Origin of the sequence: Vibrio glycogenivorans, assembly GCF_051660965.1 — a bacterium.
Lineage (GTDB): Bacteria > Pseudomonadota > Gammaproteobacteria > Enterobacterales > Vibrionaceae > Vibrio.
Window position 1 is genome coordinate 1 of record NZ_JBPVIS010000004.1, and the last position, 13,073, is coordinate 13,073.

A 13,073-nucleotide genomic window follows, 5' to 3' on the forward strand; every position below is an offset into this window, starting at 1 on the left:
GACTTGTTCAACGGCTTGGATTTTGAATTCTTCTGTGTAGCGTTTTCCGCTCATAACAACACCTCAGAGTTTGTTGAATTATATAACTATTAAGTGTCTAGGGAAGTGGGGTCTTACCACAGTACGGCTTAAGTGTAGACAGTTACACAGAATTCAGGACAGTCTCTTCACCTTGACGCTTTTGGTTTGAGCATTGATATAACTAGAAATCTCAAACGCCAGCGGCTGGCTTAAGCGGTCGAGATTTCTATCGTCTAGGGTTTGAGTGACCCATTGGGCGGCATCGGCTATATGGCCGTTAATACTCAGATCGGTGTTCTTGAACCACTTCGGGTTGAACTCAATTTCATTGAGCTTAGATAGCAGCGCAACAATGTCATAGCGGCCAATTAAGCGGCTCTCTTCCAGTGCTTCAACAAGGGCAAATTGCCAATCTATTTTTAGCCTTTCTGCGAGTTAGTCGGGCGTAAAAATCACTCGATTAAGCGGAATAAAATAGGTGAAGCGGCTATTGGCTTCACCGACGATTAAGGTTTTCTCTGCGGATTTGTAGCGGTTATCAATCAGGTGTCAGGTGCACCTGCCAGTTCATTATAGCTACATCCAAACTCAGTTTATTTACCCCAGCTTGTTTACCCGCTTCTACTGGCAAACGTGGTAAATCAGCTTTAAGCCAATTGGTTAGCGCATTGGTTGCACTGAGTTGAAGTTGCATAAAGAAATCCTAATCTACCCTAAATAATGTTTTAGAGAGCCTGCCACATGTGACGCATCAAGTTGCAGGCTCCAATGGCCATCAAGGATGGGAAGACCAAACCCCCCTTACAAGTTCAAAATTTTCATACTGAAGCGAAGTGTTGTATGACTTGGCCTTCGCTTGAAACAAATCAGTTGGCATCGGCGTAATCTCAGTCAGCTCTTGAATCTGATCTACAGCGCCTGGCTCTGAGAACCCTCTGTCGTATATCAATCCTCCCTTAGCTGTAAACAAGCCTCGAGAATGTAAAAATCCCGAGCCTTGATCATCGGCGCAATACCAATACAACTTCGCGTTTTCAGGCATGGTATCCCTAAACTCAACAAGAGCTTGCTCTGTTCGCTCCCAAGCAGGTTTTCCATCTTCTTCCGAAAAAACGTGAAACTCAACTTCGCCTTTCTCACATAACTTCATCAATTCCAAAAGTGTCTTGCGACTACCGGGCTTAGTAGCGCATATATATGGATCGTAAATTGTTACCTTTTCTGCGCCAAAAAGAAGACCGGAAGCTGCACTTGCTAAAGACTCGGCTTCACGTGTGTAAAGAGACACATACTCAAAGTCTGCATCCTCTAAATCTATAAGTGACGGAACAAATACAGGCCGATCGTCGAAGGAGGCTTCAACTAACCGATGGAATAGCTTAGCATCGTGGCTATTTCTAGCAGCCTCTACCCAACCTTCTCCGTCAAACGTCCTTCCAAATGAAACTAGCTTGCTGGATTGTAAAGCTCTGAGCTTTTCAGTTGCTCTATCTAGTTTGGTTCCATCAAGCTCTGCATTGAGCTTCTGAGATACCTCTCTGAACCAGGCTCTAGGAAAACGTGATAACACTGCTCCTTTCTCGTAGCCCATTCTTGCTTCCAGTATCACTAGATCCATCAAAGAGCTAATTTGACTTGGCGCGACCGCAAATTCCAAATGCAACATCAGAATAGCTCCTCTCTTCTTTCTTCAAAGAAGCCATTTGGCCAAGGTGCATCAAACTCGCCTTCATCAGTTGTTCTAATTGGAGTTAAACGAGTTTTACCTTCGGATTGCTCACAGAAAACTATCTGTACATCACTCTTATTACAACCAAATGGTTCGTATTCGATCTCTTCATCTGCAGTTTGGCGGCGACGTTTTAACAGCCTCAATAGCAAATGTTCGCTGTGGGTCTCAACTAAAAACATACGGTCAGGATTTTTCTTAGTTGCCTCTAGCATCATATCCCCTAAGGCTAACTGCCATTTAGGGTGTATATGCAGTTCGGGTTGCTCGCACGACACGATAAGATCTTGCTCAAGTGACGCCGCTACAACAAATGGGAAAACTTGTGATACGCCAACACCAATGCTTGACGGCAATAAAGGGATATCAGTATGGGAGTCTTTTAGAATGACCGATTTTTCACTCAAACTTGCTTCGCCGTAAGCTGGAGCCTCAAAGCAATAATTGGTGCCGAAGAACTGGCTACTTATGAACTTTTCATTAGTTTTGGTTTTTACCCTTTCACTCGAAAAGGCGAAGGTTTCCCAACCAGCTGTGCCATCATACCAACGCTGAGTGTTCGTGCTTTTGTTCAAGACGGTAGCGCGTGTTGGCACAACACGCAACGGCCCAATATGAAGCAAGTCTTCAAGTTTATTCACTAATATCTTTAGTGGCGCAAACGCAGCCTGAGATAAGGCTGCCTCAGCAAACAACTGAGCAGCTAACGGATGGTCTTCATATACGTTAAACCAGTCGAACGGTGGATCAGACAGATCAAGTCTTTTGTATATATTCGGCAACGCATCTTGGCTATTTATGGAGACATCTTCCCACTGGCCAGAATCAAAGAGATTCTCGACTTTAAATGATTCATCTACCTCCCAATGCGGCAATGGTTGATAGTGAGAAATTTGGCAATCCGGTCGACCTGCTTGAGCGGTTGTCTTGAAATACTCAATGCCGTGGCTTTTACATACATATCGGCTGATGAACGTACGGTTTTTGGTATGGTCCCACTTAATATCTAACTCGAAAGATAAAACGTCTGTATCAGAATCTGTTGTGAAGCCCAAACTAGACTCTAACAGCCAACGTTCAGAGTCGGATAAATAATCATCCCAAATATCCGTTGTACCATCTCTAAAATCCAGAGTTGCCCCTATAGTTATGACACCATCTAGATCTTTTCCATGAACCAAGTTCTGAAAACCGCCAAAGTAGAGTGACTCCCCAGCGATTGAACTATATTGCGCATCAAAATTACGTTTAGCGACTACTTCATATAGATACAGTAATGCATGTAACACTGTGCTTTTGCCTGTACTGTTCGCGCCAAAGAATAGTGTGATAGGTGCAAGTGGAATCGTGGCCCTTTTTTTAATGCCTTTAAATCCACCAATCGTCAATGACGTTATCTTCATATTTAACCTTTTAACAATCTGAAATGCCTACAAAACGTTAACTGCGATCCAAGTCGACCAATTGGCGCTATTGGACACCTTGGCCAATTTATATACCTCAATTAGCCGCTTTATCTGGTCATGCGCATCTCTCATGAAATCAAACCGATGCATTCCACCGGCAAGGTCTAATCGCCAATATCCAAATCCTTGGTCTAGAGTAATCTCGACGATGTCACCAGAAGAGAAATGTAATTGTATTGCTCTTCGGTGCGGCACTTCGCGTTTGTTGTCAATTATGTTGGTATTTACTTTTTTTCCGGCCATATGAGTCAACCACGCATCAAATATTGCTTCGTAATCGTAGCGATCGTTCCAATCATGATTAACTGCAAATGGATTTCTACTTTGTTCATCAAAGCAGCTATTTACTTCTATTTGGCAATCCGAAGCTTCTCCTAGCACTTTGAGAACCTCTGCTAACAACAATAAAGAAACTGGACTTTGGAGATACCTATCTGAATACGAAATTCGCTTCAACTCACCTTCTTTAAGGAGCTTTTCCAATCGCTCATCTTTACTTTTCAATAAGTTAACAAAGCCTCTACCGAAGTTTGAAAGTGAACCATTTAATTCAGTCGCAATATCAACATGGAGCGCTCCTAACAAGTGGGTAGGCTCCATTGAGTCTAATTCAAAGGGGACTGTTGCTATTTCTGGTTCAGAATAAGAAACAATGGAAATATCTTCCGCTGTAAGCCAATGCTCCCCTGGAGTAGTTGCTTTAACATCGAGGTTGGCTAAAGTTGACCAACCACTGCTTGTTAAACCCTGAAAAACAATAGCTCCACACTCTTTTCCATACCTAAGCTGAACGCCGATTTTTTGAATTTCCCTTAAGAAACTCAGAATTTCTTCTGTAAATTCAACTTTAGGGACGACAATTGAAACAGCTATATTCCTTGCTAATAGTTCATGCAATTTCGATTTCATCAGGAGAAGGGATGTATCCCAGCCTTCAACTTCAGAAGAAAGAACAAACAAGCATTCCGATACCTTTTCATTGAGTAAATCGGATAGTTGCGCTTCAATAGTTTGTGGGCAGTATTTTCCATCCTTGATAAGGTTTTGGTGCATAGTCGAGAGTGATACATGGTGCTTAAAATCATCTCCTAACCATTCTATCGCTAACATGCGATCCAGTTTATCGGTATCGTGTTTCGAGTCGGACTCTAAAAGGCATTCAGGACAAAACGCATCACATTGCTTCCTACAATCAAGTTTTCTAACTAATCCTTTCAATATCTCAGATATATGAAACGGTGCTGATGTTGCAAACCCGGCACCACCACCCACACTGTCAAAAAGCTGTAACACTAATGCATGTTGATTATCACCGATAATTGTTGGCCTAACGCTATAATTGATTTCATTCGTAGACACTCCAAGTTGTTCGATTAAGCACTTTCGTAATGCCACAACTAACGTGGTCGCAATTTTCCATCCCTGCTCGTTATCAGGTATGTATTCACCCGTTTTGGGGTTCTTTATCACCAGTTCAAACACATCTGTTCGAGAGTTAATACCTAAATGAATAGAAGACATGATCTTGGCTGACCCGTCACAATCAGCGTGTCGACCTAATTCATCTTTATCGAATTTACTAGGGCGCGGTGGTTTATGCGCCTTTTCCAGGTTAAGTGCTTTTGGCAACTCACCTTTGGCTGTCATTGACTCCGCGCGGCCACAAGCCATACATAATGCATACCCTTTGCCCGACAATCCAGAACTATGATGGAAGACCTTGCCATTGGTATCCGCCACCATATAACCAAGTGTAGGCATTGGTAATGGTGTCGCTGTACCCGATGCAATAACCCAAGAAGGTTGAACGGGAACATAATTATTATTCGAAATATTATTGGTTGGCTCTCGATAGTAATCAGTGACAAAACCTGTAGGTTGAATCACCTTTTTTCGACAATCAGTATTGTCAGGAATACTTTGCCCACAAGCGATATTAGTACACACAAGGTTATGTGAATCAGATTGTATTTCTAGATCTGATTCGTAGCCTGTTTGGCCACAACGTTTGCAACGCCACGCTAAATCAAACTTCTGAGAGTCTTTCGCACCATCAACGTGGATTTTCTGCCAGTTTAAAGAAATACCTGCCGCTCGATGTACTCGACCATCAAGTACTATTTCTGCACCGGGAGCATACTCTCGAATTGCAACAGCTAGGTTTCGACTTGGTAACCCTCGATTGATAGAAACATTATCCTCTCGCTCAAGTTTCTTTAGGTTTTTAAATTGGAGCTGCCTTCTAAAATCGACGATATTATCAGTATCCAAGTTTACGACATCAGTAGGGAATCCATAGCCAGGTAGGAACGCTCTTGTCGCTAGGTCCCGAAGTAAGTACTCTCGACATAGACGGGACTTCTCATTATTTAGCTTATAAGCATAAGGCCCATCGGGATCAATACCGACCAGTTCATTCTCTATATATTGATATTCTTTTACCCAACGCGTGGTTATTTCTTCTATTCTCTGTGCTGAGTGCATACAAATTTGCTTCAAAGGAGCGTTTCTCAACGCAGTTCCTTTAACTAAAGTAGATAGCGCTGATTGAAACCTCTTGTCACAGGCTTTCACCCAATTAATATAACGTTCTGCTATAGATTTCTCACCATTAATCTTCGCGTTAAACCACTCAAGATCTAAGCTGAATTTCTCTTTACTCGTTAATCCAACTTCTTCAATTAGAAAGCGCCCCATCAAGAATGAGTTGACATGCCGCTGCACCAATTTCTCAGACGAAAATTCAACATGAGGAGCCGGTATAACAGTGGTAAATGGCCATTTAGGGTTATTAAAAACCAACGTGTCGTGAGGATTACTTTTACAAAGCGTGTAACTTATCGCTCTAGACTCTTTAGATCGACCTGCGCGGCCTGCTCGCTGAAGATAGTTCGCAGGGTGTGGCGGCACATTATTCATCACTACCGCAGTAATCCCCCCAATATCAACACCCATTTCCATTGTTGTTGAGCAATTGAGAACGTTTTTCCTACCAACTTTAAACTCATCCTCATAGATTTTAAGTCGCTCAGCAGATTGCTGCGCAGAATGTTCTGCTGAAGCATAGTAAAAACCACCCTCTACAGTTCGGTCATTAATGTCCGTCCACAAGTTCTGCTCTCTGAGTGCTCTCACTTCCGATGAGTTTTCAATATCCTTGCGCGTTAAAACAAGTGAAAGTAAGAAGTCGTCACTTCCTTCGAAAGCCCATAATGCGGGTAGTTTCACTTGTTCACATAGGTTGCCATCTAACTGGCCTTTAAACGGAATATAAGGAGTGATCCCTTTAAACGTAGTGTCCAGTAGCTTGTTTGTAATCGGGCATATGTAAGCCGAGTCCATCAAAGAAAAGCTGACATTAGTCAGGTCCAAACTATATTGTTTGTCTGCTGTTGAATCTTGTAAAATTTTGGAGCGGGTTAATGCGTTCCAAGCAGAAATCAACCAACCATTAACCGTGTCTTCCCCTGACGTGCTCGTTATATCAATTCCTGTGGCAACAGTGAGCAGAGTGATTATACGTTGTTGACGTTTACTGCCTTTTTTCACCAACGGCCAGCTCTTCGCTCTGTTTTCATCAGCATCACTCGCGTCAGGCCCTAGTAAAGTTTTCGGTGAAAAGTGCATGCCGATCCAACGAACCCATTCGCGATCAATGGTTACATAAGAGTTCTCGCGAACAAAAAAATCCAAACAAATTTTGAGATAATCACGCCAATCTTTAACTGTTAGGCCATAATTCCCCCAAAGCTCAGGTACAACATCAATTTTGTCCAATCCTGGGTAGACTATTTTGACCAATCCCTGAGTCTCTAGACTGTTTCTATTTTTTGGACGTCTTGCAAACTCCCTAGTGAGTAGCATTTGAGTCAGTCTTAGAGGCCCTGTCGAGTCATCAAAAATTTCTGGGGATAGCCGCTTGTTCTCTTTTAACATCGACTCTTTCAAATCATTATCTTGCTTAATAACAGCGGCCAGTTCAGACCAAGGGATCGTTTGAGGTAAAGGTATAGCAACCGAACTACTCACAACATCAATATACTGTTTTAGTGCCTTGGCATCTTCTGGCATGCTTTGTTCGATGGATGGCAACATCACTCGAAGTTTGTCGATTGGCATGCTCAAGTAGTCTTTTACTCTGGCGAGTAACGCCTCATCTATAACAACCTTCTCTTCAACATGCCTACGAAGCTCCTTAAATACTAAACCTCGCAATCGAGACCGCTCAGCTTCTTGCTGCATCCGAATAGACATTTTTGCCGTTCCTTGTCGGCTATCGGTGAAGGTAATTAACCGTCGTCCTCGACCAGGAACAGAATTAGGGCCTATCTTGGATTCTTTATCCACCTCAATATCTGGGCAGTACTCCAATACTGTTGGTACCGCATTCGCCGTATAGAATGGCGCACCTAGTAACCCTCTTCGTAACGCTTTACTGTGCTGACCCCTTCCTGAGTATCCGCATTCACAACATTGTTGCGATTCACACATCGATTTTGTCAACTGAATTGCACTTTTGTCCAGAAACTGCTCGTGTCCAACAGTGTCAAATCCCGTTAACATGTAGCTATCACTTTGTTTTGATCCAATGACGACTTGAGTATCACTTGCCGTTGTATTTTTGGAAAACTGATCGGAGCGCTCTTCATCTATCTCTTTTTCGGCTTCATCAAGTAGCGAGAACTCATCGTTGATTTTTCCTGTCCATTGTTGCAAGTGGCCATTGTGATCGGTTGCTAATAAATGAGGTTCGTTACAATCATTGCAAAACGCTAATTCAAGCACTGCTGCACCACAATGGCATTTCTGTCGATGCTCACTATAGACGACTCCAAATGGCCATGCTCCGTTCAGTTTGGACGGCTTTTTATTCGTACAATTGGGATCAATGCAGCACCACAAACCATGCAATGTTCGTTGGAAGTAATGAGCTCTAAGCTTTAAGAATGCCTCACTACTATGGGTTATTTTTGTCCCTGTACAAATATCTAGCCACCGGCTTAACTCTGCTTCGTTTAAATCATAAGGTTTTAATTTATCGAGCAATTCAGCGTAATGAACTGGGCCTATATTGTCGCCCGCTAACAACTCTCGTATTTTCACTGCTATGGGGGAGCCCGCTAAAGCAGAATATCGACGCTCGGATACTTCAGCGTTTCTACTGTGCTTCTTCTCTTTAGGCTCTTCACCGTCCGGCTCTATCGCTTCTATTTCACTAAGGGTTAAATTTGCCGGCGCTACTTTCGGTAAGTTAGGAACAACACGTCTCCCCCCAATGACGGCTACCTGCGCTACGTCGACATTAGCTAACCTAGCGAGGTATGTTTTTAGTTGCGTTTCCGCTTCAGCGCCCGCAATCGTAGCGGAAGTCGCAATAAAGCGAATATCCTCAGGCTTAACATCAAAAGCTTGCATAACACGCCTTAGTTGCAAAGCAAGTTCAGCGGCCTGGGAACCAATATACGTATGCGCTTCATCTAATACGATCCAACGCAGCTTGCCCTGTGATTGCTGGACAATGGGAGCATCTGCTTGCCTCACCAACATATACTCCAACATGGTTCCGTTGGTTACCAAAATAGGAGCCGGGTTGTCTCGCATCAACTTTCTAGAAAGTACTTCCTGAGGCTGCTTTCTTTGCCTTTGCCTATCTTGAGCTTTAAGGTCATTAGGTGTATTGCCGTTATACAGACAAAAACGAATATCACCCTTAAAGTGTTTCGTCCAAGCATTCAGTCGTTCTTTCTGCGAGTTTATTAACGCATTCAAAGGATACAAAAATAGCGCTCTCACCCCGGTTAGCGCACTGTTGGTTTGTTGTGTTTCTCGGTACAAATCTTCGAGAACTGGTACCATGAAACACTCTGTCTTACCCGAACCTGTACCACTGGTGATAATTTGAGACTGGGGGCGAGGGTCAAGCAAACCTCTCCATGCTTCTAGTTGATGTTTGTACGGCTTTATCTCTCGATTCAGAACATATTTACACTTGCAGCTACTGTCTCTTTTACACCCCTCTTTATGTGGTGCGACATCTAGCGCGTCTAGTAGCTCTGGGCTGATTAGATTTTTATATTCAGGGGTTGAAAGGTTTTCTATCGTTATTTCGTCTGCTTCCCAAGAGAACATTTGCTCAAAGACAGGACCGTGAACAAATTTTTCATCTGTTTCCATTCGTTCACTTAAGTGGTTTCTAAGCGCCGGATTATTAATCCCCAGAATACTTAAAGTAGATTCTTTTGCTCGGCTATTAGCTTGTGATTTTAGTGTGGAAAAGTAATGTTTCATCTAAGCATCCTCTTGAGCAAATACGCATAATGCACTTTGAAATACGGGGTTAAACCAATGGCGGTCAAACTCAACAATCTGTCGCAAATGGAAATAATCTATGGGGTAAAGCGATGATGACAGTTCTTCTAATTGAACTTTTCCACACGCCACTGCAGCTGCAAAGATAGGAAAATAAAGGACGCTCTTGTGGAACCCACGACTAACTTTAAAATGAAGTAGCGATTCACAATGCTTTTGGCACCATGTTTCTAACTCAAAACCAAATGCTGTCGGCCATTCACGGTCAGACAAGTGAACTCGCACCAAATCTTGGCTCCAATCAGGAAGGAAGTATTGAAACACAGCTGGTAGATTAGCCTTCAGTTGAGTAAATTGATCGTCAATTAGTGCTCTGCACTGCTTTTCAAACAATGGAGTAAATTCAGAAAGAGTATCTAACTTGCTCTTAACTTTGTTATCTACCACTTTTTCAGGCAGTCCTATATCTAGTAACATCTGCCGATACTTAGCAATATGTGACCGCCAAATGCTAAGCGGTATAAGCTCCCAGATCACATTGAATTCAACCTTCAAACGTTCCATTAATTGAACTGGATTATCGGCTTTAAACGCGAGTGCGGATAAGCAAGCCGTGTGTTTCACGATTGCTTTCCACACTTCAAAGGTCGCCATTGGAAGGTGAGAATAGTTAGCAAACAAGTCATTAATAAATCTCCAGCTACTGTGGTTAAAATCATTCGCTAACATTGGGAGCACATTGGTGATCGCGTTTGGGTTAGTTACTGGATGAAATAACGCAACAGCTTTATTTAAGGTTTTTACATCACTAGAATGTTCAATAGGCTCACAACTCGGAATAAATTTCGCGCGAAAAGCCAGCTGAGTATTGTTTGAAGGAACGATTAACGCTGGCTGAGATAACTTTGTATTTAACTCGAAAACGCCTGTCGCTACACCACTGGAATATCTCTGTTGAAGAGCATGCGGTTTTTCTGCAGGGTCAGCCAAATTAATCAACTCAGGCTTAACAATGAGATCTTGTTCCAGTTTTGTATTAAAACTCACCGTGTCATCTAATTGTTGAACTTCTGTGGCATATCGCCCAATAATCGTTTGTTGCTCTCTACAACCCGCCCCTCCAATAACCATTCGGATTTCATCATCTAGCTCACCAGATGCCGCCAGTAATTCTCGAATTCGATGACGAAATTCATATAGGCTTACCTCTAATACTTTATCTGTAACCTTGTACTCCCAAAAATATGAGGCATCACGCGACTTCATCGGTCCTTTCAATTCAATATGGTAACTAGCCGCTACATCTACACGTGGGAAAAACTGAATACGCGAACCTAATAGATCATCGATGGTGATACGATGAGCTAGGCCATTACCATGTTTATCAAAGGCTAACACTCCTGAGGCAGGAAAAGGTACCCGTACTTTTATCGGGTCAGCCATCAAGTTAGCGCTGATAGAAAGTATAATATCTGCTGGCGGTGCCCCTTTGGCTGTCACCTTGATTCTTTTGCCACCTTCTATGTTTGTTTGTTTACAAGTGACCTGTTCCCCTTCTATCGATACAAACAAATTTCGTTCACAATGAAGGTCGATATGGCCGCTATTGGCCAGCTTAGACGGCTTAAGCTCAAGGTGGAATGACTGCGGAAGAATAGCGAGTCGTTTACGAAGTATTGTGCGATTACCGCTCGCCTTTAAACCTACTGATTGGATACCAAATAAGCCAGCTTGATGCGTTTCTCCTAGTGGTTTATTACCTAACCATAATTCTGTATTGGCTTCCTGGCTGGTAATGGTTGGCAACCCCAGATAGATAGGCTGTCCAGTGCTAGAGTAATACTGTAATTTGGCACCTCGAACACTCACTTGCTCGGCTAACACTGCAGACTGTCGTGTCGATATTACATAAGTATCACACTCATCATCTTCAGTATAATAATCAACCTTAATTTCCCCACTAAAGTGAACAAACTGGCAGTGTTCTGTCGTTACTGATTTGCACAATTCTGGAAACTCAGCTTCGTACGTCGAACCTTTTGATAAGATCGCTTTCAGTTGATCTGCTTTAACATTTACACTGCCTTGTCCAACGACCCAATCATGCTCACCGTCTGACTTAAGCACAATGGGCATCTCATTGACAGCGAGATCAGAATTAGCGATTTCTTCACGATGAAGCTCAACGCCGGCTTGCAATACGACTAAGTACAGATCTTGCTCTATGGCTTGGCGACGAAATTCACAAGCAGGAGTTCGTAAAATAACCTTCGTCGTTTCTCCTTCAAAGGTAGTATGACCAATTCCTAGCTCTGCTATTACTCTATTGCCTTCTTGTATAAATAACTCAACTCGACTGTTAATCAATGCTTCGCGTTTAAAAGGCATAGGTGTTGCCTTCATCAATTTAATTTGAGCCACAAAGCCCAAATTATCATTGTTGGCAAGCCTTTGTCTACAGATAATTCGTTTTGTTTGTTGCGATTTGTCTTTTCGCTGAACGGAAGCTGAAGTCAGTAGGCCAGTGAGAAATTCACTTCCGGTGTCTACATCAAGCGGGATTGGAAATAGATCTCGCCAATTCGGCAAATGGGTATCTAAATGATTGGCTGGTTGCTCTTGTTGTTGCAGGTTGTATTCGTCGGTTAAACGCAGCAATAGCTCCGCCATATTAGTGATAAGATCAACCGTGGTTTCTTGTCTAAATGCCTCAGGTAAATGTTTCAGGCTCTCCGATACTAACTGAAAAGGCGATAGACCAAATTCGTGAGCATCGTCAAAAATCCTAAGAATACGTTTGAAAATTGTTTGGAAGCGGCCGCCTTCACTCGCTAGCAGCCCATAGGGCAAACCGCCCTCTCGAAAGACTGAACCAAGAAAACTATGCCTATCATCGTTATATTGGCTAACCGTTCGCCGCCAATATTTAAAGCCAGTTTTTATTACCTTACTGCGTTGGTTAGCATCTAACTCAAACCCTAAACTGTTTGATACACCACGCCAGCTCCATCCACCTTGATATTGACGGCGATACCATTCAGCACTAAAAAGGCAAAAAGCTGCACACCAGCTGCTATCCCCGTGTAACCTTGTCGGCAATTTTTGGTTTTTTAAACTGGTTCTTAAGTGATGATATTCGGGCTCTGATAGCTGATAAGTAAAGAGCGGCTTACCTGTTGGCTGGGATAGTTCTCGTTTCGTCAAAATGGCTCGTAGGCAACCATTAACCGAAGTAGAGCCGAGTATCGCGCTTGCAGGTTCAAGTGCGCCGGGGGACGTAGTATCCATAAATAACCTAACCTTAGTTGCCTAGCCTTAACTTTATTTTGCTAAGTACTTACTACTTAGCTGCTTTTGTATACAAGCTAATGCATTGCAACAAACATTCCAATTGGTAACAAATTGAATTCATGAGGAATAAGTAGGCAGTCACACTTTTAGACCGGAAGATAATTTACCGATGTGTAATAGTTTTTACAGATAAGATGTTCGTTGAATAGCCACTGTTGTGATAGGAGCAAGTGGGTTCGTGGCTTTGTTTTTAATTC

General features: G+C 42.7%; 5 protein-coding genes. All 5 read right to left on the minus strand.

What is annotated here, in order from left to right:
- Positions 1 to 559: 559 nt before the first annotated feature.
- Positions 560 to 715: a hypothetical protein gene (locus tag ACSTTG_RS10730; protein ID WP_438474804.1), complete on the minus strand. Its 156-nt coding sequence runs from the start codon at positions 713 to 715 to the stop codon at positions 560 to 562.
- Positions 716 to 796: 81 nt separating this feature from the next.
- Positions 797 to 1,687: a hypothetical protein gene (locus ACSTTG_RS10735; protein WP_438474805.1), complete on the minus strand. Its 891-nt coding sequence runs from the start codon at positions 1,685 to 1,687 to the stop codon at positions 797 to 799.
- Complete coding sequence (locus tag ACSTTG_RS10740) at positions 1,687 to 3,153, minus strand: DUF3696 domain-containing protein (RefSeq protein ID WP_438474806.1); 1,467 nt, start codon at positions 3,151 to 3,153, stop codon at positions 1,687 to 1,689. The genes ACSTTG_RS10735 and ACSTTG_RS10740 overlap by 1 nt, the downstream gene beginning before the upstream one ends.
- Before the next feature lie 27 nt (positions 3,154 to 3,180).
- Entirely contained in the window at positions 3,181 to 9,504 is a 6,324-nt protein-coding gene (locus tag ACSTTG_RS10745) for a DEAD/DEAH box helicase (protein ID WP_438474807.1), read from the minus strand.
- Positions 9,505 to 12,813, minus strand: coding sequence for an STY4851/ECs_5259 family protein (locus tag ACSTTG_RS10750; protein WP_438474808.1), 3,309 nt, complete (start codon positions 12,811 to 12,813; stop codon positions 9,505 to 9,507).
- Between the last annotated feature and the right edge of the window lie 260 nt (positions 12,814 to 13,073).

Excerpts from the sequence above, each read along its gene's own strand:
- ACSTTG_RS10730 (WP_438474804.1), bottom strand. The coding sequence starts at position 715 with ATGCAACTTCAACTCAGTGCAACCAATGCGCTAACCAATTGGCTTAAA.
- ACSTTG_RS10735 (WP_438474805.1), bottom strand. The coding sequence starts at position 1,687 with ATGTTGCATTTGGAATTTGCGGTCGCGCCAAGTCAAATTAGCTCTTTG.
- ACSTTG_RS10740 (WP_438474806.1), bottom strand. The coding sequence starts at position 3,153 with ATGAAGATAACGTCATTGACGATTGGTGGATTTAAAGGCATTAAAAAA.
- ACSTTG_RS10745 (WP_438474807.1), bottom strand. The coding sequence starts at position 9,504 with ATGAAACATTACTTTTCCACACTAAAATCACAAGCTAATAGCCGAGCA.
- ACSTTG_RS10750 (WP_438474808.1), bottom strand. The coding sequence starts at position 12,813 with ATGGATACTACGTCCCCCGGCGCACTTGAACCTGCAAGCGCGATACTC.